This window comes from Myroides sp. LJL115, from assembly GCF_054871665.1.
The window spans coordinates 90,909-116,111 of the sequence record NZ_JBTXLS010000001.1; the positions used below are offsets into that span (position 1 = coordinate 90,909).

Below are 25,203 nucleotides of genomic sequence, written 5' to 3' on the forward strand. Positions count from 1 at the left end.
ACTACCCTGTAATTTTAGGTAGGATAACATTCCACATAAAACCACTAAAATCATTGTTTATATACATTCTAAAATTATAAAATACGTTAAGATTTATTTTGAAAACTATTTATATGCCAAAAGATTCGTATTTTTGCAAACATTTTTTAATCAATTGTATTATGTTTCAAATCGGAAAAACAATCGTTTCTGCAGAAGTTCTAGAAAGAGAATTTGTGTGCAACTTATCAGCCTGTAAAGGACAATGCTGTATAGATGGAGATGCAGGTGCACCGGTTGAGCCGCAAGAAGTAGAAATCATGAACCAAGTCTATGATAAGGTAAAACCATTTTTACGTCCTGAAGGTCAACAAGCCATAGAAACCCAAGGAACATCCATCATTGGGGAAGATGGTGAGTTTGAAACTCCATTAATACACGGTGGAGAATGTGCTTATGTTATTTATGAAAATGAAATGGCATTATGTGGTATTGAAAAAGCTTATAATGAAGGTTTAATTGATTGGAAAAAACCGATTTCTTGTCATCTATACCCTATCAGAATAAAAGAGTTTACTTCTTTCTCGGCTATCAATTACGATAGATGGGATATTTGTTCTGACGCATGTACTTTAGGTCAAGAATTACAAGTTCCAGTATATAAATTCTTAAAAGCACCATTAATCCGTAAGTACGGAGAAGATTGGTACGATGAACTAGAGCTAGTAGCTAAAGAATATTTTGAACAAAAAAACAAATAGTTACTTCATATATACACAAAGGTTATTATAATCAATGATAGCCTTTGCGTTTATTAAAATATCACCCCCGATTATTCCATGTACATTCTTGGTTTTAAATTGAGTCAAGGCCACATTGACATGGCTTAAATCCATCAAAATAAAATGAAAGTCTTTTAATTTCCATCTTCCTATTTGAATTTGATTATTAAAAGTAGCTTGTGTAAACATATCATTTGCACCTGCCCCCGAAGCAAGAGTAGGCGAATCCGAAGCGGTTACACAAAACCTCTCGGTGTAATTAAAGTCTATACAACTATTAGAAGCACCACTATCTAAAATAAAGTCACCCATTATCCCATTAATTTTTGCTTTGATAAATAAGTGCTGGGTTTTTGAAATTTTGAAATTAATTTTTTTATATCCTTCTGCCTTTAGTAAATCTTGCAACTTTTCCTTCATTTTAGTTTAGTTTAATTCAATATATAGGGTACTTTTGTAGCCAAAGTAGCAAATAAAAACACTCCAACCAATGATTTTTACTGATACCCATACACATCTGTATTCAGATGCATTTAAGGACGACCGCAAAGAAACAATAAATCGTGCAATTCAAAATGGAGTTTCGCGTTTTTTTATACCTGCAATTGACTCTAGTTATGCACCACAGATGTATGAACTTGAAAATCAATTTCCAAATAACATCTTTTTAATGATTGGATTACATCCTACAGATGTAAAAGAAAAAACTTACTTACAAGAGTTAGAATTCGTTGAAAAAGAATTAGAAAAGCGTTCGTTTTATGCCATTGGAGAAATTGGTATTGATTTATATTGGGATAAAACTACCTTATCTATTCAAAAAGAGGCTTTCCAAAAACAGATTCAAATTGCCAAAAAATACAATCTTCCTATAAATATACATTGTAGGGATGCATTTGACGAAGTATTTGAAGTTTTGGAGTTAGAAAAGTCCCCAGAACTAAGAGGAATATTTCACTGCTTTACAGGAACCTACGAACAAGCTCAAAAAGCCATCTCCTATAATCTAAAACTTGGAATTGGAGGAGTAGTTACTTTTAAAAACGGTAAAATTGACCAATTTTTACATAAAATACCCTTACAGGAAATCGTATTAGAGACCGATTCTCCGTATCTTGCACCATCTCCTTTTAGAGGTAAAAGAAATGAAAGTGCTTATATAGTAAATATTGCCGAAAAATTATCAGATATTTACCAATTACCTCTACATGAGATAGCCAAGCAAACAACAGCTAATTCACAAGCTGTGTTTGGAATATGAAATAGTATTACAACAATTCTTTACAATAATAAAGCATAATAATGTCTAAGTTTGATTCAATACGCCATTACCACGATCACGAAGTAAATGAAGTTCTTTCACATATTTCAAAACACCCGATGATCAAAGCTTTAATGCACTTTACATTTCCGAATAAAACGGAAGCACAATGGATGAATGACTTAAAAGAAATAAAGTCCATACAGCAATTTCAAAACGATTTTGCTTATCACTCTATTTGTCGAATTTTAGAGAAAAGCTCCAATGGTTTATCCACTTCGGGCTTTGATAAACTAGATAAAGACACTCCCTATTTCTACATATCTAATCACCGAGATATCCTAATGGATACTTCTTTGCTAAACGTTGCTCTAAAAGAGCATGGAATGATAATGACTGCCTCAGCTATTGGGGATAACCTAGTTCAAAAATCTTTTCTATTAGCAATTGCAAAAGTAAACCGAAACTTCCTAGTTAAACGAGGACTACCTCCAAGAGAGCTTCTACAAAGTTCAAAATTAATGAGTGAGTATATCAATCACCTTTTATTTGAACAAAAAAGATCTGTTTGGATTGCACAAAGAGAAGGACGTGCTAAGGATGGAAATGACCAAACTCACCAAGGAGTTCTAAAAATGCTCGGAATGGCAAATGACATGGACAACCTTATGGATTACTTCAAAAAGGTAAAAATAGTTCCTGTTAGTATTTCCTATGAGTATGACCCAACAGATGCTTTAAAAATACCTCAACTTATAGCTGCAGCTAATGAAGAGACTTATAAGAAGGATAAAAACGAAGATTTCGTTAATCTTTATAGCGGTATTATTGGTCAGAAAAAAGGTATCCATATTCATGTAGGAGAACCACTAGATATGGAATTAGATCAAATCAAAGAAGAAAGCGATAAGGTTAATAAACAAATACAAAGTGTGGCTAATATTTTAGATGAGAAAATCATCTCTAACTATAAACTTTGGCCTACTAATTATATTGCTTACGATTTATTGCATAAAACCAATGAGTTTGCCGATAAATACACTCAAAAAGAAAAACAACTCTTTGAAAGAAGATTGGAGCTTAGAGTAGATAAAGAAAACAAAGCAGTAGTGGATAATTTCCTAGCTATGTATGCAAATCCAGTGGTAAATAAATTAAAACTACTAGAGAATGAATAAAAAACCTGCTATTCTACTAATCTATACTGGTGGAACTATCGGTATGATAAAGGATTTCAAAACAGGAGCCTTAAAGGCTTTTAATTTTGATCAACTCTTAGAGCGCATTCCTGAATTACATCTTCTAGAATGCTCCATTAAGACTTATTCTTTTGAAGTGCCTATTGACTCCTCAGATATGCATCCAAGTATGTGGAGTAAAATGGCTATGGTTATCAAAGATAATTACCATTTATTTGATGGTTTTGTTATTTTGCATGGTTCTGATACCATGTCTTATACTGCTTCTGCCCTAAGTTTCATGTTAGAAAACTTAGATAAACCTGTTATTTTAACTGGTTCACAGTTGCCAATTGGCGATTTAAGAACAGACGCAAAAGAAAATTTAATCACCGCAATTCAAGTTGCTGCTTTACAAAATCAAAATACAGACCAACCTTTAATTCAAGAGGTTTGTTTGTATTTTGAATATAAGCTCTATAGAGGAAATAGGACATCGAAAGTCAGTTCAGAATTTTTTAATGCCTTTACTTCCCCAAATATTCCACATTTAGCAGAATCTGGAGTACACTTAAAAATTAATCAAAATCTACTTATTTATAAGCAGCCAGATTCCAATTTAAAAGTGCATACCCAAATGTCATGCGATGTAGCTATATTACACATATTCCCAGGAATACAACAACCCGTTTTAGAGGCTATCTTTAATATTCCTAACCTCAAAGGAGTAGTTATGCAAACTTATGGAGCTGGAAATGCCCCTAGTGAACCATGGTTTATAAATAGTATAGATAAGGCTATCAAAAAGGGGATTCAAGTGGTAAATGTGACCCAATGCTTGAGCGGATCAGTTGACATGGGTAAATATGCTACAAGTACACAACTAAAGAATATAGGTGTAATCTCAGGTAAAGACATAACCATAGAAGCAGCTATTACAAAAATGATGTTTCTATTAGCGCAAAACACAACTAATAACTTCAAAAGTGAATTTGAGCGACCTTTTTGTGGTGAAATAGAGAAATAATTTACTATATTCGCGTCAGATTTTTAGAGAGGTGGCCGAGCGGTCGAAGGCGCGCGCCTGGAAAGTGCGTATACAGCAATGTATCGAGGGTTCGAATCCCTTCCTCTCTGCAAGACAAAAATGCAATTAACTACAATTCAGTTGATTGCATTTTTTGTTTCACCTATTCTGTATACAACATGTGTCCTTGTTTAATTTTTTAACTTAAACTTACTAACTCTTATAGCTCTAAATTCACTTAATTTTACAGACGTTCTTATTTTAATCTTAAGAGATTACTAGTCTCAAACTATTGTACTACTCGGAGCAATAGGATATATTTCAAAAATTAAACCAGCTGATAATATTTATATCTACATTATTTGATGAAATGTAGGTCACAGTAAATTCCTAATAGGACTCTCCCTACCATTAAATGGTACAAATCAAAAACTTGGGTAGAATCCACCGATTTTTTCTTGGCATTCTTATTGTATCTCTATTAATACAACAATAATATAAATATTATGAAGAATACATTTTTTGTCCTGCTTTTTTCTTTAGCATTTGGTTTATCTCATGGTCAGATAAAATCTAGGTCTACTACTTTTGGATTAGACTTAGGAGGCGCAGTTTCTATCTTTTTTCAAGATAACTCCAAATTAGGACTTAGTAAAAGACAATACAGGGAAATTGAAGAATATAAAAGACGTTATGAAAGAGATTACAATTCTTGGTATAGAGGTGGTCGTCATAGTCAAAGAGAGTTAAGCTATAAGCAGCAACAAATGGTACAAAATATTCGTATCGACATTGAGAATATCATGACTTTAGAGCAAAGAAACGCATGGTATTCGTACGATGATAGATATCAAAGAGGAAAGTATCACAAACCTAAGTACAAGAAAAAGAAACATAATAAACATTATTATAGCCATAAAAAATATGGCCGCCATTAAAATCGTCTTTTCAATGATTACTTTAAATAGCTTGGTAATTAAGTAAAACTTATTTACCAAGCTTATTTTTTTAATAGTCAATAGCTACCCTACTCGTAACAATTGAACGAACAAAGTCAGTTAACTTCACATGCTCAGGATGTTTAGCGTAGATATCCAGATCTTCCCAAGAATCTACTATTAATGTTAGTACAACATCATAATTTTCACTAGGAGCAACTGCAAGGTTAAAATCCACTGCTATACTTTTTATTTGTGGTATAAATTCCTCTAATGCTAATAATTCCTTTCTTAATTGCAGTTTATTTTGCTCCTTATCTTGCTCTTTGAGCTTCCACATAACAATATGAGTAACCATATATCTTATTTTAAATTAACAATTATCAAAGTAAGGAAAAAAACTTTAATTAACCTGCGTTTTCTTTTCACATCCTATAGCTGAACAACAGGTTAAAGCCTCTTTCTGACTCAATTTACTGTAACCTCCTTTAACATCAATTACATTTATGAAACCTAGTTGCTTTAAAATTGAACAAGCAATACTACTTCTATAACCTCCTTGACAGTAAACAAAAACTTGCTTTTCCTTATCTAAGGAATCACTTTTTTGGGCTAACTCATTCAATGGAATATGAAGACTTTTATCTACATTACCAGCAGCGAACTCAGAGCTTTTTCTAACATCCAATACAATAGAATCTTCCGACCAAGTAGTGCTTAAAAATTTAGTTGGACATATTCTGTCAAAACTTTGTAGTTCTTTATAAGTTGATAACTCCTGCACCCCTTGCTCACTTAAGTAGCCTAATACATTATCAAAACCAACGCGTGATAATCTAGTTATAACTTCTTGCTGTTGTTCATTGGAACAGATTAGTAGAATTGGAGTTTTGATGTTTTTTATGAGCTCACCTGCCCATAAAGCAAATGACCCATCTAAGCCAATATGCAAAGCACCTTTTAAAAATCCTCTGCTAACCTCTACAGTAGGTCTTGTGTCTAAAACCAAGGCATCATACTTGTTTTGTAAACTTAGAAACTGCTCTAAATTAAGTGGTGTATCTGATTTCTCTAACACCTTTTCCAATGGGGTACTTCCCTTTATATTTAAGAGTACGTTATCTGGAAAATAAGCTGGAGCACTAGTTAAACCATCTAGTAAAACTCGGATAAAATTATCTTTACTAAGATTAGGGTTTAAAGCATAATTAGTCTTCTTCTGATTACCTAAAGTATCATGGGTTTGTTTACTCAAATTCTTTCCACATGCTGAACCAGCACCGTGATTAGGATAGACGATTAAATCATCAGGTAATGGAATTATTTTATTATGTAAAGAATCATATAAATGTCCAGCAAGGATTTCTGAAGTTATTTCTGAATTAACCAATTGTACTAAATCAGGTCTACCAACATCGCCTATAAATAAAGTATCCCCTGTAATAATACAAGAAGGCCTCCCACTTTCATCGTAAATTAGGTAGCAAACACTCTCCATGGTATGTCCCGGAGTGTGTAAAACTTCTACTTTAACATCCCCTACATTAAACAATTGATTATCATGTGCTATAATTGCCTGGTAGTCCGGTTTTGCTGTAGGTCCTAAAACGATTTGGGCATTGGTCTGATTTTTTAAATCTAGATGTCCACTTACAAAGTCTGCATGAAAATGAGTCTCAAAAACATATTTAATGATTGCATTATCTTGTTGTGCTAAATTTAAATAAGCTTGAGTATCTCTTAATGGATCAAAAATAGCACATTGGTTATTGCTATATAGATAATATGCCGCATGGGACATACAATTAGTGTAAATTTGTTGAATCTTCATTATATGGTTTTAAACCAAAAATAAAGCAAATCAAAATCTATTATACTGATAATTATCAGCTTACACTTTTTTTTAAAAAAAAAGACATTTCCCACTATATCTATCAAAAAAACAGATATTTAGATTATTTTAATTACACAAAGCCTAATTTAATAGCATTTTGCACTAATGTAGCTGTATCATTTACCCCAAAGGCATTCTTCATTTTGGCTAATCGCTTTTTAATAGTTGGATTAGATAAAGGAATATGATTATCAAGCTCCTGTAATTTATAGCCTTTAGCTAAGAATACTAAAATAGCACGATTGTAATCATCATACATCATTTCTTTCCTAACAATTTCGCTTAAACAATGTTTTACAATATCACTTTGATAGCGAACTCCTTGCAAAACTTCATTTACAATCGAAATTAAACTCAAAGGAGAAATCTCATGTTTACTTGCTAAACCATCTGGTCGCACATTTTTTACAATTTCGTAGATGGTAAGAACCTCAGTGTGCCCTGTAAGCATTAATGTCTTACAATTTGGCATTACTTTGTTTAAATAGACAATAATATCTCCTCCATCTTCCATCTTCGCATCCGGTGCATTTGGCACAGAATAATCTACAATAGCCAAATCAAAAGACTCTCCGTTGTCCACAGCAAGATCAATACATTTTTTGGCAGACTCACAATCGAAAGCCTTTTCAAAGCTTGCCTGTAAGAAATTTTCCTTATCTTTTGCTAAAGCCAAGACATATCCTTCTACAATTAAAGGATGGTCATCTACTAATAAAATCTTAAGCATAACTTGTCATATAATAGAAATACTACTTGTTTAAAGTATCAAATATAAGAACAATAATTCACAATTTGTTTTTTTTTATTATCTACAAAAAGCGATAATCTCTATTATTTTCCACAAAATAACATTTAATATGTATAAATACAATAAAGTTAACAAACAGAAATTCACAGTACAAAGCTTTCTCACTTTTAATAAATTTTACTATAGTTCATAAAAAAAATAATTCTTTCTATAGTTATTTGTCCTACATTTATCTCAAATTTAAATTTTAGAGAGGAATATAAATATGGTATCCTATTTCAAATTGATTGTATTGGCTGTGTGTGTCTTCCTATTGTTGTCTTGCAATAAGGATAAGCAGTATGCAGACTATACTCTTTTAGGCCCTTTAACCAATAATCTAACTGAGAAAGATTCTCTGTATGAGGATAAGGTGAGAGAGCTCTTAAGTATTGCTAATCAGATTCAAGAAAACACACAAGAAAATAGAAACCTCTTCGTTACTATTTTACAAAACAGTAGTAACACTATTGACTCTACAAACTTTAATAAGCTGATTAATAAAGCTCTAAATTACTCCCTTCAAAAGAACGATTTACACAATCAAGCAGATTTATATCAAATTCAATCTCGAAACTTTTATAAGACGCAACAATTAGATAGTACCTACTCTAACTTGGTTAAAGCAGAAAAAATTTTCAATACTTTAAATGATAGTTTAAAGTCGGGCCACTTAGCCTTAGCAAAGGCTAAAATACTTTTCGAAAATGGTATTTTTTCTGAAAGTGAAAAAGAGAACATTAAAGCAATAAAATACCTCAACAATTCAGATGATTTTATCTTAAAATATGAAAGTAATCATATGATGGGATTAAACTTAACAGAATTACTTGAGTTTGAAGAAGCAAAAAAATACTATGATATTTCTGCTGTTGCTATAACGGAAATGGCCTCGAAAAAGACCTTACCACAAGACAGAATAGACTTTTTCCTTTCCAATTTAAATAATAATTTATCTCATTTATACTATCATTCCAAAGATTACCCTAATGCTAAAAAATACGCATTAAAAGGTATCTATGAGAATCCAAGCCTGGATCAAAATCCACAATTACACTCTACTTTATTGATCAACTTACTTAAAGCCAAATTAGAGCTTAATGAATATGAGAATATACTTCCACAAATACAAGAAATAACCTTTTTGGAAAAAGACAATAGATCCATTGGTTTATATGCAGGAGGAATTCCAAGTGCTTTAATGGTTGAGGCCAACTTTTATAAAAAGATGAATCAAACTCAAAAAAGTTTAGCCTCCGCTAAGCAATCTTATAGTATCTCTAAAAAGGAAAGAAGACTACAAAACACCAAAGAAGCACTAGCTTTTTTAGCTGCTAACGACAAAGAAAATCAAACCCAATATATCAACGAATATATCCAATTAAATGATACTTTAATGAACTTAGAGCGTCAGACCAAAAACAAATTTGCAAGAATAGAGTTTGAGGTTGATAAAATAAGCGAGTTAAATAAAAGGCTAAGTGGTAATAATCAAACTATCCTTATTCTTACTTGTCTATTGGTTTTTGGTTTTAGTATCACCATGTTTTCAATCATACAATATGCAAAAAACAAACGCCTATTATTAAGAAATAAAAACCAATTAGCTAACGAGAAAATTTATAAGCTAATGTTAGAGCAAAAAGAACTTGCAGAAAATGCTAAGTTCTCTGAGCGAAAAAGAATTGCCAAAGAACTCCACGATGGGGTTATCAACAGAATATTTACAGCTAGATTCCACTTAATGCAACTAGATTGCTTTCCACCAGAAAAAAAGGATGTTTTAATAGAGGAACTACATAAGTCGGAGCAGGAAATTAGAACGATTTCGCATATTTTGAATACAAAAGTAATGCATGATGCTGACCCTTTTGATGAATTATTAGAAAACTTAATTTCCAATCAAAACAATCCTTTCAATACCAAATTTATTTTCCAAATGGATGAGGATATCAATTGGCATTTATATAGTAATGAACAAAAATTAAACATCTATCGAATCATTCAAGAGTCCTTACAAAATATCAATAAATATTCTCAAGCTTCCCAAGCTATTATATCCTTGACAGGTATTAAAAATAAGAGAGTTAGAGTGAAGATTTCAGATGACGGCATTGGATATAATAAAAATGACCCTAGAATCAAAAATAAAGGTCTGGGCATGAAAAACATGAATGAAAGGATTAAAGAACTTCAAACTCATTTGGTAATTAAAACATCAAAAGATCAAGGTGTGAGCATCTGCTTTGATGTTAAGCAAAAGTATGAAGACTCATCTTATCTAGATTAATTCTACCTTCTTTGTTTACAACCATACTATTTTAAATAAAAAAAAGAGCATTTTTTCTAAAATGCTCTTTTTTTATACTGCTTTCAAAAAGAATGTATCTATTGAAATTCTACTGTATTAAACTAGATTGTTATCTACTAGGTATTGTGCTATTTGAACTGTATTTGTAGCAGCTCCTTTACGTAAATTATCTGCAACAATCCATAAGTTGATAGCATTTTCACAACTAATATCCTTACGGATTCTTCCTACAAACACATCATCTTTTCCTTCTGCAAATAATGGCATCGGATAAGTATTAGTATCTAAATTATCTTGTAATACAACCCCTTGAGTATCTTGTAAAATAGCCCTAACTTCTTGTACAGAAACTGGCTCTTGGAATTCAATATTAACAGCTTCACTATGACCTCCTACTACTGGTATTCTCACTGCCGTTGCAGCAACCAAGATTGAATCATCCTGAAGGATTTTTTTTGTTTCATTTGAAAGCTTCATTTCCTCTTTTGTGTATCCATTTTCTTCGAATACATCACAATGAGGAATTGCGTTTCTATGAATAGGATAAGGATAAGCCATCTCTGCTTTAATTCCTTTGTATTCATTTTCTAATTGCTCAACTGCTTTAACCCCTGTACCAGTGATTGATTGATAGGTAGATACAATAACTCTTTTTATTTTATGAGCTTTATGTAATGGAGCTAATGCCATTACTAACTGTGTAGTTGAACAGTTTGGATTAGCTATAATTTTATCTTCTTTTGTTAACTCACTTGCGTTAATTTCCGGAACAATTAATTTCTTAGTTGGATCCATTCTCCAAGCGGATGAATTATCAATTACTGTTGTACCCACCTCAGCAAATTTAGGTGCCCACTCTAAAGAGATACTACCTCCCGCAGAAAATAAAGCTATTTCTGGTTTCAATGCAATAGCCTCTTCCATAGATTTAATAGAGTATTTCTTCCCTTTAAAATCAATTTCTTTACCTACTGATCTTTGTGAAGCAACAGGAATTAACTCTGTTACAGGAAAACTTCTTTCTGCTAATACTTTAAGCATGATTTCACCAACCATTCCTGTAGCTCCGACTAATGCTATTTTCATTTTTTATATTTTATAGTTGTTTTATTGTTAACAAATTTATTTTTTTAAACAGTAAAAAACAAATTTTATACTACACCATTTGCATATCTTTTAAGACTAGCTGTGTACTTGACTTACCTCTAAAATAGTTTTCTTGAATTGTATAAACTAAATTAGAAAATCGGCGATTTGTAATTTCTTCAAAATACTTCCCAAAACCAAAACCTAAAACAGCAAAGGACACTGTATCTTGTCCTCTTTGTTTTACATATAGTTTTAGATGTTCTCTATTTTGTCCCATAGGATGTCCTTTTCCAATATCGTATACATTGCTAGTTAAAAAAACCGGCATCTCATTATCTTGACCAAAAGGCTCAAATTGTTTCAAAATCCTAAGAAACTTTGGAGTAATTACACTGAGATCAATTTTTTGATCTATCAATAATTGAGGAATTAAATCATCCTCAGTAATACTATTATTTACAATACTCTCAAACTTCTTCTTAAAGCTTGTGTAGTCCTGTTTTCTAATAGTTAAACCCGCAGCGTATTTATGCCCTCCAAATTGAACTAAATATTCATTACATTGCTCAATGGCTTTATATACATCAAAGTTCTTCACTGAGCGTGCTGAACCAGTTAAAAAATCTCCATTTTGCGTGAATACAATAGTTGGTCTATAGTAGGTTTCAATTAGCCTTGAGGCCACAATTCCTAATACACCCCTATGCCATGTAGGTTCAAAAACTACAGTAGCTTTACTATTAATTTCCATGGAATCGGTAATTTTCTTTAAAGCTTGTTCTGTAATATTATGATCAATATGTTTACGCTCTTCATTTAGAGAAATAATATTTTTGGCACTAATTAAAGCCTGCTCATAAGTAAGCTCTGTTAATAGTTCTACGGCATATCTACCATGCTCTAACCTCCCGGCTGCATTAATTTTTGGCGCAATCTTAAATACAATATCTTGCAAAGTATACTTATGCTGGGGATAAAAAGAAAGCAAGGCCCTTATCCCAGGTCTTGGATTAGTATTAATAACTTGTAAACCGAAGAAAGCTAAAACTCTATTTTCACCAGTTAAAGGAACAACATCTGCCACTATAGCCATAGCTACTAGATCTAGATATCCTTGTAATACCTCTGGTCCATTGTTATTGCGTTGCTCTAAGGCTTGAATAAGTTTGAAACCTATTCCACATCCACATAAGTCTTTATAAGGATAGAAACAATCTTTCTGCTTTGGATCTAATACTGCACTAGCATTTGGAATTTGATCTCCTGGTAGGTGATGGTCACAAATAATAAAGTCTATACCAATATTTTTTGCATATTCAACTTTATCATTACTTTTTATACCACAATCTAATGCAATAATAAGGGTAATCCCCTTTTGCTTAGCATAATCTATACCTTGAAAAGAAACTCCATAACCTTCCTCATAACGATCAGGAATGTAGGTTCTTACATCAGTAGTAAACTTCTTCAAATAAGAGGATACTAAAGCTACAGAAGTGGTTCCATCTACATCATAATCTCCAAAAACAAGTATACTTTCCTTGTTTTCCAAAGCATCAGATAAGCGCATAACGGCCTTATCCATATCTTTCATCAAAAAAGGATCATGTAATAAATCTAGTGTAGGACGAAAAAAATCTTTGGCTTGCTCGAAGGTTTGAATATTTCTTTCCACAAGCAGCTGACCTATTACTTTATCAACTCCAAGTGCTTTTTGCAGTTGTTCTACCTTTTTTTTATCTACTTCTGGTTTGAATATCCACCGCATTGACTATTTATTATGGAAATGAATATTAGTTTGCACGTTCGCAAATCCTTTGAACATATTCATTACACCACAATAATTCTCAATGGATAAATTTACGGCACGAGTTAATTTGGCCTGATCTAAATTATTTCCATAAAAATGGTAATCTAAAATGACTTCTGTATAAGTTTGTGGATCTTCTTCACTCAAAACTCCTTCGGTCTCCATTTTGAACTCCTCTACCTCTAAACGCATTTTTTTAATTAAATGGGCTACATCCAAGCCGCTACACCCTGCTAATGCAGAAAGCATTAGAGCTTTAGGACGTAATCCCATACCATCCCCTCCATTTTCTTTTCCAGCATCAATGCGGATAACATCCCCACTTGGGTTGGTAGATTCAAATTGCATATTTTCAATCCATGTTGTGGTAACTTTATGTGACATAATTTATCTGGTTTTGATTCAATCCAAATGTATCAAAAAAAAGTCAATGTATCACCTATAACAAGTGACACATTGACTTTAAATTGCTCTATAAAAGACTATAGATTTACTTTTTTCCTGCTACAACCACAACAATTTCTCCTTTTGCCGGTTTAGCTTCAAAGTATTCCAATACTTCTTGAACGGTTCCTCTTTTAGTTTGTTCATGAAGTTTAGATAGTTCTCGTGAAACAGATATCCTTCTATCTTCTCCAAAATACTGTATAAACTCCTGTAAGGTTTTATTTAGCTTGTGTGGGGAAACATAAAAAATCATGGTACGCGTTTCTTCTGCTAAAATCAGAAAACGAGTTTGACGACCTTTCTTTTCAGGCAAGAAACCTTCGAACACAAATTTATCATTCGGTAATCCACTATTTACTAAAGCTGGTACAAAAGCTGTAGCTCCTGGTAGGCATTCTACTTCAATATTATTTTCTACACAAGCTCTTGTTAATAAAAAACCTGGATCAGAAATAGCTGGTGTACCCGCATCGGAAATCAAAGCTAAATTTTCACCGTTTTCCAGTCTTGCAATTAGATTTTCCACTGTTTTGTGTTCATTATGCATATGATGACTCATCATTGGAGTCATAATTTCAAAATGCTTTAATAACTTACCACTTGTTCTTGTGTCCTCTGCTAAGATATAATCTACTTCTTTTAACACTTTAATCGCGCGAAAGGTCATATCATCTAGATTTCCAATCGGTGTTGGTACCAAATATAATTTACCCATATTAATTAAAACGCTTTTCAATGATTAACATAAAACGATCTTCATATTCTTGCTTTCCTTCCCAGTTTCCATATTCAGGTTTTACTAAGTGGTCAATCAAGCTCTGCGCTTCAGCAAAAGTACTTACTGTATTTAATTGGGATAAAACTCTATTGAAATCTTCTCCACTACCACCAAATAAATTCTTTTCAAAAGCAATTCTATCATTTAAACCAACACTAATTGTATTGTTATAAATATCATTAATAGACTTTGTTTTTTGAATATGTGGCTGAGTGACCGAAGTAGACTCTAAGTTAAATAAGGTATCTTGGCTAGAAGCTGACTGATTGTTCTGTACTAAGGAATTAGAATCCTTAACTTCTTCTTGCTCTTTTGAATCAGAAACTCTCTCGAAATTTAAATCCATAAAGTTGAATCCATCAAATGGGTCTACTTCTCTTCTGTCATGAAAAGCCCCTTGTGCTTGATTAGAAGATTCTCTTGACTCTACTTTTATTTGTTCTTCTAGAGCCATTAGCTCCTCTAAATCCTTTTCTTCTTGAATACGTTGCATTTCTGCTAAACGCTCTCTTTCAATAGCCTCTTTCTCGATTAATAAGCGGGCTTGTTCTAAAGCTTCCTGCTCCGCGGCAATACGAGCTTGCTCGGCAGCAATTTCTTGCTCTAAAATACGCTCTTGTTCTAAAGCTTCCTGCTCCGCGGCAATACGAGCTTGCTCGGCAGCTATTTCTTGCTCTAAAATACGCTCTTGTTCTAAAGCTTCCAGCTCCGCGGCAATACGAGCCTGCTCGGCAGCAATTTCTTGCTCTAAAATACGCTCTTGTTCTAAAGCTTCCTGCTCCGCGGCAATACGAGCCTGTTCGGCAGCAACTTCTTGCTCTAAAATACGCTCTTGTTCTAAAGCTTCCTGCTCCGCGGCAATACGAGCCTGTTCGGCAGCTATTTCTTGCTCTAAAATACGCTCTTGTTCTAAAGCTTCCTGCTCCGCGGCAATACGAGTCTGCTCGGCAGCAATTTCTTGCTCTAATAATAGCTCTTCTTCAAAAGCTGCTTGTTCAGCAGCGATACGAGCCTGTTCGGCAGCAACTTCTTGCTCTAAAATACGCTCTTGTTCTAAAGCTTCCTGCTCCGCGGCAATACGAGCCTGTTCGGCAGCTATTTCTTGCTCTAAAATACGCTCTTGTTCTAAAGCTTCCTGCTCCGCGGCAATACGAGTCTGCTCGGCAGCAATTTCTTGCTCTAATAATAGCTCTTCTTCAAAAGCTGCTTGTTCAGCAGCGATACGAGCTTCTTCCAAGATACGCTCTTGTTCTTGGGCTAAAATCCTATCTGTCTCAGAAGTTATTTGATTTTGAAGCTCTTGCTGACCTTCTAAGGTTTGTAGAGATTCAACCGCAAAATTAGTCTCAGAAATAATATCTTGTACTAAAATTTGCTCCTGAATAGACATATCCTGGATATTTTCTACAATAAGAGAATTATTCTCTTGTGTATCCTCTTGCTCTGCTTCTACTTTATCTAGAAAATCAAAAACTTCTTTTTTATCTAAATCTTCTTCTGACTCCTGTAAATCCATCTCGTGATCAAAAGTATATACAAGTTCTTTAGTAGCAGGAGTTTCAAGACTTACTTCTGGAGAAATTTTCTCCAACTGTTGTATATGACCTAGCTCTTCCTTATCCCCATCTATTACTAAAGGATAATCCTGTTCTAATAGATCCTCCGGCATTTGATGTCTTTGTTGCTCAGCTAGCAACCCTATACTCTGTCCAGAATATTGCTCTAGCTTTTGGTCTAATTCTTCTTGACTAATATCCTTGATAAGTCCCAATTCAAAATTATCTTGATAAAACTTTAAAATCAATAACTTTTCATAAAGGTTCTTTGCATCGTTTAACAAGTTATCTACATCTTTATTTTTCATACGCAAAATGCGATGCGCCATACTGAGTAATTCTGTTTCTAAGACCTTCTTCATAACTTTTAATTTCTATTAGTAAATTTCGCAGCTTTTTTTTGATAAATTTGCTTGGTACAAAATAACAAAAAAAAAACGCTGTTCTCAGCCTGAAATTTACAAAATGTTTCTCGAAAATCCTGTCAATCATAAAGAACAATTTGGTTCTATAGAAGTAATCTGTGGTTCAATGTTTTCTGGTAAAACAGAAGAACTTATCAGACGCCTTCGTAGAGCTCAATTTGCAAAACAAAACGTTCAAATATTTAAACCCGCACTTGATACTCGTTATCACCATGAATATGTGGTTTCCCATAACGATACCCAGATTAAATCCACACCTGTAGAAAATGCTGCAGAAATATTGGAACTAGGAAAAGAATGTCATGTAGTAGCTATAGATGAGGCTCAATTCTTTGATAATAATATTATTCAAGTTTGTAATGACTTAGCTAATATGGGAATTCGTGTAATCGTTGCTGGTTTGGATATGGATTTCAAGGGACAACCTTTTGGACCGATGCCAAATTTAATGGCTATTGCCGAATATGTAACCAAGGTACATGCTATATGCACTCGAACTGGTCATCTTGCAAATTATAGTTTTAGAAAAACAGAAAGTGAAGACTTAGTTTTTCTTGGAGAAACTCAAGAATATGAACCTTTATCTCGAGCGGCTTTTCATTTAGCGATGTCTGAACAAGAATTAGCAAAGAAAAATAAAAAAGAATAAGAAGTGAACTAACAACCAACCCCACTTTGTAATTATGCGTAAAATTATTCAAATTTATATCGATTCTTATAGGGGGCTATCTACTGCTTCATGGATGCTTTCCATCGTGATGCTCATTAATAGATCTGGCTCCATGGTATTACCCTTTCTTGGAGTCTATATGACTAAAGAATTAAATTTCACACAAACACAAATTGGCTATGTATTGGCCTGTTTTGGTGTTGGTTCTATCTTTGGTTCAACTATCGGGGGATGGATCACCGATAAGATAGGTAATTACAAAGTACAATACATGAGTTTACTGTGTAGTATTCCAGTATTTATTATGCTACCTCACTTCACCTCTGTGGTTGGTCTAGCTTTAATGATGCTGGTGCAAAGTACGGTGAGTGAAATGTTCCGACCAGCAAACTCAGTAGCAATAACCATGTATGCTAAACCAGAAAACATTACCCGAGCCTTTTCTCTGAACAGAATGGCAGTAAATCTTGGATTTTCCATTGGCCCAGCTATGGGAGGTTTTCTAGCAGCTTTTTCATGGGCTTTACTTTTTTATGTCAATGCTTTTGCAGCTTTTATTGCAGCTATTGTCTTTATCTATTTTTTTAGAAATAGAAAAACCAATAAAGAAATATTAAAGGAAATGCAACAAGAACAAGACAACCAAAAGGAGATACAATTAGAGGAAGTTCCTGGCATATCCCCTTATAAAGATAAACCCTTCTTACTTTATTCTTTCTTTTGTACTTTATATGCAATTGCCTTTTTACAACTCTTAAGTACCCTACCTATCTTCTATGATAAAGTTGGTGGACTTGGAGAGATTGAAATCGGCTTGGTTCTAGGGTATAGTGGTCTACTTATTTTCCTTACAGAAATGCTTTTAGTCTACATAGCAGAACGCCATCTTTCCCTTAGAAATGCAATTGTTTATGGAGTACTTATAAGTGCTTTTGGTTATGCAATACTAGCCTTTGATCATAGCTTAATAGCTATTTATATTTCTATGTCAATATTATGTCTTTCTGAAATGTTAGCCATGCCATTTACCGCCACAGTTACAGCTATGCGTGCAGGAACACAAAACAAAGGAGCTTACATGGGAGTAAATGGACTTGTTTTTGCTATTGGTTTTATCGTAGCTCCAATTTTAGGGACCAAAATAGCAACAGATTTTGGCTATAGTACTTTATGGCTAGTAACCGCCTTACTAGTAGTTGTTTCAGCAGTTGGGTTGCATTATTCCATAAAAAAAATGAACTTAGGACAATAATTTACCCCAAACATACATTATATATTAAAGGATGGCTTATTGGCTATCCTTTTTACATTAAGTTACTTGGTAAGTAAAACTTCGACTTTTACCATCAAAAAGTCTTCGTTTTAACAAAACTTCCCTTATATTTAGATTAAATCATAAACAATGAAATCAAATTCTACAAATATACAATTGAGCGTAAAGGATAAAGTTGCAACTATATCTTTTTATAGTTCTGCGAGCAACTCTTTTCCAAGTTCATTATTAAATCAGTTAAGCCAACAAATTGAACAACTAGAGCAAAGTCCAGAAATCACCACGGTTATTTTAAAAAGTGAAGGGGAAGGGGCATTTTGTGCAGGTGCAAGTTTTGATGAATTATTACAAATAACCACAAAAGAACAAGGTCATATCTTCTTTAATGGTTTTGCAAAAGTGATCAATTCTATCAGAAAAAGTTCGAAAATATTCATTGCTAGGGTTCATGGTAAAACTGTAGGAGGAGGAGTTGGACTAGTAGCTAGTTGTGACTATGCTTTTGCTACCGACCAGGCTTTTATCAAATTATCTGAGCTAGCGATTGGGATTGGCCCTTTTGTAATTGAACCGGCTGTTTCCAGAAAAATTGGTAAAATGGCAATGAGCGAGATGACTCTAGAGGCACATAGTTGGAAGTCTTCTTCGTGGGCATTTGAAAAAGGACTATATAATGAGCTTTTCCATACCACAGACCAAATGGATCAAAGTATAGAAGAATTCTCCAAGAGAGTAAGTTCTTATAACCCACAAGCCCTACAGCAAATGAAGCTAGTTTTTTGGGAAGGAACCTCTAACTGGGATGAGTTATTAACCCAGCGTGCTACCATATCTGGGGAATTAGTCCTATCAGATTTCACTAAAAATGCCTTAGAGCAATTCAAAAAAAAATAATGAATAAAAGAAATATTTCTACTCTCAAAACAGTGTTTTTTCTGGTTTTACTTATGACTACATCTGCAGTATTGGGTCAAAGTAAATCTTCTAAATCAGACCTATTAAGGGACAATAAACCCTTTAGTCATATGGCCCTATCGGCTGGATTTTCCACTTTAGGAACAACCATTGAAGTCTCTACACCAGTAGCTAAAAGATTAAAATTGCGTGCTGGAGTAGATTTTTTCAAATATAATACAAAACAATTTTCCATGGATTTACAGGATCCTAATGGAGTTTTAAAAGAATACTTTCATACTGAACCAAAGCTTAGAACAAAGGCGAATATCCATTTATTCCATGCCCACTTATTAGTAGACTATTATGTCTTCGAAAAAAGTATCTTTTATATAAGTGCTGGTGTATACTTGGGCAATACCAAATTTGGAACAAAAGGAAGATTAGAGGATCAGTATGGTAATCTTATAGAATTAAAGCCTGGAAAAGATTGGCCAGAAATTATTTTTGATGGTAAAAAGTTGGAGGTAATACAAGCAAAAGTAGATGCAGAATTAAAATTAGGAGATGTAGTAAAGCCTTATCTAGGTATAGGTATTGGTAGAGCCATTCCCAAGAATCGATTTGGAATTAAAGCAGAACTTGGTATCATTTATCAAGGAGCCTATTCTATCTATCAAAATGGGCAAAAACTGCCTACATTAACCCGTTCAGAGCTATACATAGAAGACAGCCAAAAGTATACTAAATGGTTAAAGTGGTGGCCAAAAGCTAGCATTCAGCTGAGCTATCGCCTATTTTAACTAACCTTGTTTCAAAAGCAAAGCATAAGATTCTCAAAACAGGCTATTTTTACTTACCTTTGTGAAAATTTTTTACTTATGCCAAAGATTAGAATAACAAAGCAATTTACATTTGAGACAGGTCATGCATTATATGGATATGATGGAAAATGTAGAAATGTGCACGGACATAGTTACAAACTTGGAGTAACAGTGGTAGGTAGCCCTATTGAGGATAGCAGCAATGTTAAATTTGGAATGGTTATTGATTTTGGAGATTTAAAAAAGATAGTGAAAGAAGAAGTGGTAGATGTATTTGATCACGCTACTGTCTTCAATCAAAATACCCCACATTTAGAGCTTGCTAAAGAACTTCAACAAAGAGGACACCATGTAATTTTAGTAGACTACCAGCCTACGAGTGAAAATATGGTGATTGATTTTGCTCATAAAATAAAATCAAGACTTCCTGAAGGAATCGAACTTTTTAGTTTGCGTTTACAAGAAACGGAATCCTCTTATGCAGAATGGTATCAATCTGATAATATGTAAGATTTGGAAATAACTATAAATACAGATAAAACTGTTTATTTCACCTCAGATCATCACTTTGGTGCACCAACCAAAGCCAAAAGTCTTCCAAGGGAACAGCTATTTCTACAATGGCTAAATGAAAAAGAGCAAGATATGGGCGCTTTATTCATCTTAGGAGATTTATTTGATTTTTGGTTTGAATATAAAACAGTAGTACCTAAAGGCTTTGTCCGTATTTTGGGAAAATTAGCCCAGCTAAAAGATAAAGGGATACCTATTTATTTTTTTGTAGGTAATCATGATTTATGGATGGATGACTATTTCCAGCAAGAGCTTGGAATTCCAGTTTTTCATCAACCACAAGTTTTCCATATTAATGGAAAATCTTTCTTTATAGGTCATGGAGATGGTTTAGGACCTGGAGACCTAGGCTATAAAAGAATGAAAAAAGTCTTTACTAATAAATTCTCTAAATGGCTATTTAGATGGTTGCATCCAGATATTGGAGTAAAACTAGCTTCCTATTTATCCGTAAAAAACAAACTTATCTCTGGAGATGAAGACATCACCTTTTTAGGAGAAGATAAAGAGTGGTTAGTGATTTATAGTAAAGCTAAACTAGAGAAACAGCATTATGACTATTTTATCTTTGGTCATAGACATTTACCTATGATCTTAGACTTAGGCAATAATTCTAAATATGTCAATTTAGGCGACTGGATTAACTACTTTACCTATGTAAGTTTCAAAAAGGAGCTTACTTTGATAGAATATAAAAAAGAATTAAACGATACGAAAACTTCCTAACTCAGGAAGTTTTTTTATGGAAGATCTTCTGGTTTATCTAAGATCCAAGTCGCTGGCCAAAAATAATCCCATTTTTGACTAGCTAAATCCACCTCTGAATCCACAAAAGGACGATATGGCCTGTTATTTATCGAAACATAGCTTCTTGCAAACACTTGCACATCTTTTCCCTTTTGGGCATAATGCTCCTTAATAACTTGAGCCATTTGCCATATCATATCTGGAGTATTCAGTCTTGCTTGCTGTTTAGGTGTAAGCATCGTGTCTAAGTCAAAAGAATACCTCTTTTTTGAGTTTTTATCCTCTACGGTATAATAAGTATAACCTGAGCGTGAACGAAGCATCATACGCCACGATAAACGGTGTGCTTGATCCGTCCAAAGCATATCACTACGTAAAAGATATCCTCTTAAAGGCAAAAGTATCTGAATGACAAATAAAGTTCCTAAAACGCTTAATTGTACATTAGATAAATATTTAGTTTCTATGTCCTGTTTAGTTAATTCCAAAGCTGGTTTTCTTTTAAGGAAAAGACTTCTAATAAAACTTGGACTATAAAAAAACACTGCAAAACTAAGTGCAAAATAAGGAAATATCCCTATTTGAAGAGTAATAGAATTAAAAAGATGGAATATTAAGGCTCCAAAAAAAGCATAGTTTCTAGTTGGTCTATAAAGTAATAAAGGAACAATTAAAGCATCAAATAAAATACCTAGATAGGCTATACTCAACACAAACCATTGTTCAGTAAAAATAGCTTTAAAGGAATCAGGTATATTAGCATACTGATACATCAAACCAATAAAATCACCATTTAGCCAATCGGGATAAAATTTAGCCAAGGTTCCATAAAAATAAACCAGAAATATTTGGCCTATAAATAACCACTTTACATAAACAGGCATCCATAATCTACTTTTATGTCTTTTGTTTTTCACATCCAAAGAACAATAATCATTTGCAGGTAAAAAGCACATAAACAGGCTTATTATTAGCAATAGATAATAGTGATTATTATAAGAGGTCTTTTGTAAAAAATATGCTCCTGCCCATAACAGGATAACTAAAATAATACTAAGCCTATACCTGTAACCTAACATAACACCAATAGAGGCGATGCCCATTAAGCCAAAATAGACATACATTTGAGGTCCTACTAAGACTTGTAGAAAATCCATATGGATAAAGGAGAAAGTCATTTTAACCTCTACTAAATTATCCCTTACCCATCCTGTGGCTATAGCCCCAAAGGATTCACACGCAAATAAAAAGCCAAAGATAATTCTAAAAACTATTAAAGCAGAATTATCCATAGGATAGAAAGCCCTCTTAAACATTGTCCTGAAAATACTCAAGTGTAAAAACCTTATCTTTATTTAACTGTTGTACTAATTCATCTAGGCTTGCAAATTTCTGTTCGTCTCTAATTCTAGCTAGTATACTTACTTGAATTTCCTTCCCATAAAGATCCGCATTAAAGTCAAGGTAATTCACCTCTATACTATAAGGGTGATTTTCAAATGTAGGATTAAATCCCACATTCATCATTCCTTTTACCTTTCTCCCATCCAAAACAGACTCTACTACATATACACCTGATTTAGGTACTAATTTATAATCGTACTTTAAAACTAAATTAGCTGTTGGAAATCCAAGTGTTCTGCCCAATTGCTTTCCTTTTACAACTGTTCCTTCAAAGAAATAATTATAGCCTAAATAACTATTAGCAATCTTTATATCTCCTTGCTCTAATGCTTTTCTAATTTTAGTAGAACTAATAGAAACACTGTCTAGTTCTTTGGCAGAGATTTCCTCAACTTCAAAGCCAAACTCCTTACCATATTGCTTCAGTATCTGAATATCCCCGGTCCCGCCTTTTCCAAAGCGATGGTCATATCCTATGATAATTTTAGCTATATTGAATTTTTCAACTAAAACTTGCTGTACAAACTCCCTAGCACTTAAAGATGAAAATTCTAAATCGAATTTTTGTACAACTAAGTTATCCAAGCCCAAGTCAGCTAGAAGTTGTTGTTTTTCTTCTAAAGTATTCAATAAACGAATATCCTGCTCTTTCTTTAAGACCATTCTAGGATGAGGGAAAAAAGTAAGTAAAAGACTTTCCATCTGCATTTGCTTTGCGCTTTTCACTAAGTCTTTAATGATCTTTTGATGCCCCAAATGAAGCCCATCGAAGGTTCCAAGAGTTGCTACTACTTTTTTATTACAAGAAAATTCGTTTATGGAAGAAAATGCTTTCACTTTAATTTAATTACAAAGATTAGATTACTACATTTGCCCCTTCCCTTAAAAGGGTACAAATACAAGGATGTTCAAAAATACATCATTTTTATAAAACCAAGACGATATTAGGCTACAACAAATCCATTGTCTTAAAATAAATCTACATAATGACTACTAGTTTACAAAAAAAATTCTTCTTAATACTATTTCTTTTCCTTTGTATTACGATACAAGGACAGGTAAAAATAATGACATGGAATTTAATGAACCTAGGCAAAAGTAAAACCCCTGAACAAATCACTTATATAGCTACTGTATTAGATAAAGCAGATATTATTGCTATTCAGGAAGTAGTTACAAATCCAACAGGAGCGCAAACTACCGCAAAAATACATCAAGAATTAAATAACTCAACCTCTTCTAAATGGGATTACGTCATTAGTGAACCAACCCAAAGTTCCCCATATCGATCAGAGAGATATGTCTATTTCTTTAAAACAAGTCAAGTAAAGCTTAAAAACAAACCATACTTAGATCAACATTTTGCACAACAAATAGAAAGAGAACCTTATGTAGCTACCTTCACCTATAAAGGAAAGGAAATTACTTTGTTAAACTTTCATGCTTTACCTAAAAAGCACCAACCAGAAACAGAAATAAAATATTTTAGAAATTACCCAAGTCTTTACAATGATCATAACCTTGTCTTTTTGGGGGATTTTAATTTAACACAAGCCCACAGTGTATTCAATCCCATAAAAAAGATGGGATATGAACCAGCTTTTACCAAGCAAAAAACAAGCTTACGCCAAAAGTGTATACAAGGAGATTGTCTAGCCTCGGAATATGATAACCTATTTCACAATAGTGCAAATATGTCAATAACACATAGTGAAGTCATCTTGTTTTTTGAAGATTTTGAAGACTTAGAAACAGCAAGAAAACTCTCTGACCACATCCCTTTATTGGTACAATATAATCTGAAATAAAAAAAGCCTAACTCAAAAGAGTTAGGCTTTTTTTTAGTTGCGTCTTTGAAAAATACTCACATAATAAAGCAAGGTCCCCAAAGAAGAAATAGCCGCTATAAGGTAAGTTCTAGCTGCCCATTTTAAAGAGTCTTTAGCAATACCTAATTCTGAGCTATTAACCATATTGCTCTTTTCTAACCATTGAAGTGCTCTATGGCTAGCATCATATTCTACTGGCAAGGTTATAACAGTAAATAGGGTAGTTAAAGACAACATAATGATTCCAAGCAAAAGAAGCGATGGGTAACTATTAATCAGAAGTACACCACCTAACAATAAAAAGGGAACAAATCTTGAACTAATATTGACTATCGGAACTAAATTAGATCGTAATTTAAGCCATTTATACCCATAGGCATGCTGGACAGCATGTCCAACCTCATGAGCTGCTACAGCCGCCGCCGCCGCGTTCCTTTCATTATAGACCACTTCACTTAAGTTTACCGTTTTATCCATTGGATTATAATGATCTGTAAGTCTACCAGCAGTAGAAATAACTTTCACATCATAAATACCATGATCAAAAAGCATTTGTTGTGCAATCTCTGCACCACTTCTACCATTAGCTAATGCAATAGTAGAATACTTTTCCATTCTGCTATTTAATCTCCCTTGAATAATATATCCTAAGAAAGAACAAATAATTAAAAAAATCCAAATTCCCATTTTTCAACGTTTTAGTTAATAAAACTATCAAAACTTA

The 25,203-nt window shown here is 33.3% G+C and carries 25 protein-coding genes and 1 tRNA gene; 14 read left to right on the forward strand and 12 right to left on the reverse strand.

The window, feature by feature from the left end; translation table 11 throughout:
• The first annotated feature begins 161 nt into the window (after positions 1 to 161).
• Entirely contained in the window at positions 162 to 740 is a 579-nt protein-coding gene (locus ACYSNX_RS00435) for a DUF3109 family protein (protein ID WP_461752713.1), read from the forward strand.
• Here ACYSNX_RS00435 and ACYSNX_RS00440 read toward each other — a convergent pair whose 3' ends face one another.
• Positions 741 to 1,181 carry a retropepsin-like aspartic protease gene (locus tag ACYSNX_RS00440; protein ID WP_461752714.1) on the reverse strand — a complete coding sequence of 147 codons (441 nt, stop codon included), beginning with the start codon at positions 1,179 to 1,181 and terminating at the stop codon, positions 741 to 743. It lies immediately after the preceding gene.
• 70 nt (positions 1,182 to 1,251) lie between these two features.
• Between ACYSNX_RS00440 and ACYSNX_RS00445 the strand changes: the two genes are divergently transcribed.
• From ACYSNX_RS00445 to ACYSNX_RS00465, 5 genes are all read left to right on the forward strand, one after another.
• Positions 1,252 to 2,022, forward strand: a complete 771-nt coding sequence (locus ACYSNX_RS00445; RefSeq protein ID WP_461752715.1) for a TatD family hydrolase — start codon at positions 1,252 to 1,254, stop codon at positions 2,020 to 2,022.
• Between the two features lie 41 nt (positions 2,023 to 2,063).
• On the forward strand, positions 2,064 to 3,200 hold the full coding sequence (locus ACYSNX_RS00450; protein WP_461752716.1) for a 1-acyl-sn-glycerol-3-phosphate acyltransferase: 1,137 nt from the start codon (positions 2,064 to 2,066) through the stop codon (positions 3,198 to 3,200).
• Positions 3,193 to 4,227: an asparaginase gene (locus ACYSNX_RS00455; RefSeq protein ID WP_461752717.1), complete on the forward strand. Its 1,035-nt coding sequence runs from the start codon at positions 3,193 to 3,195 to the stop codon at positions 4,225 to 4,227. The genes ACYSNX_RS00450 and ACYSNX_RS00455 overlap by 8 nt, the downstream gene beginning before the upstream one ends.
• Positions 4,228 to 4,252: 25 nt before the next feature.
• Positions 4,253 to 4,337: transfer RNA gene (locus ACYSNX_RS00460), tRNA-Ser, on the forward strand.
• 396 nt (positions 4,338 to 4,733) lie between these two features.
• A complete protein-coding gene (locus ACYSNX_RS00465; protein WP_461752718.1) occupies positions 4,734 to 5,165 on the forward strand; it encodes a hypothetical protein in 432 nt (143 codons plus the stop codon).
• Between the two features lie 70 nt (positions 5,166 to 5,235).
• On the opposite strand, the gene ACYSNX_RS00470 is transcribed toward ACYSNX_RS00465, so the two are convergent.
• From ACYSNX_RS00470 to ACYSNX_RS00480, 3 genes are all read right to left on the reverse strand, one after another.
• On the reverse strand, positions 5,236 to 5,523 hold the full coding sequence (locus ACYSNX_RS00470) for a Dabb family protein (protein WP_461752719.1): 288 nt from the start codon (positions 5,521 to 5,523) through the stop codon (positions 5,236 to 5,238).
• A gap of 45 nt (positions 5,524 to 5,568) precedes the next feature.
• Positions 5,569 to 6,996, reverse strand: coding sequence for an MBL fold metallo-hydrolase (locus tag ACYSNX_RS00475; protein WP_461752720.1), 1,428 nt, complete (start codon positions 6,994 to 6,996; stop codon positions 5,569 to 5,571).
• A gap of 133 nt (positions 6,997 to 7,129) precedes the next feature.
• On the reverse strand, positions 7,130 to 7,789 hold the full coding sequence (locus ACYSNX_RS00480) for a response regulator (protein WP_461752721.1): 660 nt from the start codon (positions 7,787 to 7,789) through the stop codon (positions 7,130 to 7,132).
• A 286-nt stretch (positions 7,790 to 8,075) separates the two neighbouring features.
• Between ACYSNX_RS00480 and ACYSNX_RS00485 the strand changes: the two genes are divergently transcribed.
• Positions 8,076 to 10,139 (forward strand): sensor histidine kinase, encoded by a 2,064-nt coding sequence (locus ACYSNX_RS00485; protein ID WP_461752722.1) that lies wholly within the window; start codon positions 8,076 to 8,078, stop codon positions 10,137 to 10,139.
• 117 nt (positions 10,140 to 10,256) lie between these two features.
• Here the strand turns inward: ACYSNX_RS00485 and ACYSNX_RS00490 are convergent, their stop codons facing one another.
• The 5 genes from ACYSNX_RS00490 to ACYSNX_RS00510 form a co-directional block, all read right to left on the reverse strand.
• Complete coding sequence (locus tag ACYSNX_RS00490; protein WP_461752723.1) at positions 10,257 to 11,246, reverse strand: aspartate-semialdehyde dehydrogenase; 990 nt, start codon at positions 11,244 to 11,246, stop codon at positions 10,257 to 10,259.
• Between the two features lie 70 nt (positions 11,247 to 11,316).
• Positions 11,317 to 13,017, reverse strand: a complete 1,701-nt coding sequence (recJ, locus tag ACYSNX_RS00495; RefSeq protein WP_461752724.1) for a single-stranded-DNA-specific exonuclease RecJ — start codon at positions 13,015 to 13,017, stop codon at positions 11,317 to 11,319.
• Between the two features lie 3 nt (positions 13,018 to 13,020).
• A complete protein-coding gene (locus ACYSNX_RS00500; RefSeq protein WP_461752725.1) occupies positions 13,021 to 13,443 on the reverse strand; it encodes an OsmC family protein in 423 nt (140 codons plus the stop codon).
• 106 nt (positions 13,444 to 13,549) lie between these two features.
• Entirely contained in the window at positions 13,550 to 14,221 is a 672-nt protein-coding gene (gene rsmI, locus ACYSNX_RS00505) for a 16S rRNA (cytidine(1402)-2'-O)-methyltransferase (protein WP_461752726.1), read from the reverse strand.
• Between the two features lies 1 nt (position 14,222).
• On the reverse strand, positions 14,223 to 16,202 hold the full coding sequence (locus ACYSNX_RS00510; protein ID WP_461752727.1) for a hypothetical protein: 1,980 nt from the start codon (positions 16,200 to 16,202) through the stop codon (positions 14,223 to 14,225).
• Positions 16,203 to 16,305: 103 nt separating this feature from the next.
• Between ACYSNX_RS00510 and ACYSNX_RS00515 the strand changes: the two genes are divergently transcribed.
• The 6 genes from ACYSNX_RS00515 to ACYSNX_RS00540 all read left to right on the forward strand — a co-directional run bounded on the left by ACYSNX_RS00515 (position 16,306) and on the right by ACYSNX_RS00540 (position 21,225).
• Complete coding sequence (locus ACYSNX_RS00515) at positions 16,306 to 16,914, forward strand: thymidine kinase (protein WP_461752728.1); 609 nt, start codon at positions 16,306 to 16,308, stop codon at positions 16,912 to 16,914.
• Positions 16,915 to 16,948: 34 nt separating this feature from the next.
• Entirely contained in the window at positions 16,949 to 18,187 is a 1,239-nt protein-coding gene (locus ACYSNX_RS00520; protein WP_461752729.1) for an MFS transporter, read from the forward strand.
• Between the two features lie 150 nt (positions 18,188 to 18,337).
• The gene (locus ACYSNX_RS00525; RefSeq protein ID WP_461752730.1) at positions 18,338 to 19,102 is read left to right on the forward strand and encodes an enoyl-CoA hydratase/isomerase family protein; all 765 of its coding nucleotides are present in this window, start codon (positions 18,338 to 18,340) and stop codon (positions 19,100 to 19,102) included.
• A complete protein-coding gene (locus tag ACYSNX_RS00530) occupies positions 19,102 to 19,905 on the forward strand; it encodes a hypothetical protein (protein WP_461752731.1) in 804 nt (267 codons plus the stop codon). The genes ACYSNX_RS00525 and ACYSNX_RS00530 overlap by 1 nt, the downstream gene beginning before the upstream one ends.
• A 78-nt stretch (positions 19,906 to 19,983) precedes the next feature.
• Positions 19,984 to 20,436 carry a 6-pyruvoyl trahydropterin synthase family protein gene (locus ACYSNX_RS00535; RefSeq protein WP_461752732.1) on the forward strand — a complete coding sequence of 151 codons (453 nt, stop codon included), beginning with the start codon at positions 19,984 to 19,986 and terminating at the stop codon, positions 20,434 to 20,436.
• A 3-nt stretch (positions 20,437 to 20,439) separates the two neighbouring features.
• Positions 20,440 to 21,225, forward strand: coding sequence for a UDP-2,3-diacylglucosamine diphosphatase (locus tag ACYSNX_RS00540; RefSeq protein WP_461752733.1), 786 nt, complete (start codon positions 20,440 to 20,442; stop codon positions 21,223 to 21,225).
• 14 nt (positions 21,226 to 21,239) lie between these two features.
• On the opposite strand, the gene ACYSNX_RS00545 is transcribed toward ACYSNX_RS00540, so the two are convergent.
• Together ACYSNX_RS00545 and ACYSNX_RS00550 are read right to left on the reverse strand one after the other, a co-directional pair.
• Positions 21,240 to 22,562, reverse strand: a complete 1,323-nt coding sequence (locus ACYSNX_RS00545) for an HTTM domain-containing protein (RefSeq protein WP_461752734.1) — start codon at positions 22,560 to 22,562, stop codon at positions 21,240 to 21,242.
• Entirely contained in the window at positions 22,555 to 23,487 is a 933-nt protein-coding gene (locus ACYSNX_RS00550) for a bifunctional riboflavin kinase/FAD synthetase (protein WP_461752735.1), read from the reverse strand. The genes ACYSNX_RS00545 and ACYSNX_RS00550 overlap by 8 nt, the downstream gene beginning before the upstream one ends.
• A 230-nt stretch (positions 23,488 to 23,717) precedes the next feature.
• On the opposite strand from ACYSNX_RS00550, the gene ACYSNX_RS00555 reads away from it, so the two are divergent.
• Positions 23,718 to 24,458, forward strand: coding sequence for an endonuclease/exonuclease/phosphatase family protein (locus ACYSNX_RS00555; protein WP_461752736.1), 741 nt, complete (start codon positions 23,718 to 23,720; stop codon positions 24,456 to 24,458).
• Between the two features lie 33 nt (positions 24,459 to 24,491).
• On the opposite strand, the gene ACYSNX_RS00560 is transcribed toward ACYSNX_RS00555, so the two are convergent.
• Entirely contained in the window at positions 24,492 to 25,166 is a 675-nt protein-coding gene (locus ACYSNX_RS00560; protein ID WP_461752737.1) for a zinc metallopeptidase, read from the reverse strand.
• Positions 25,167 to 25,203: the final 37 nt, after the last annotated feature.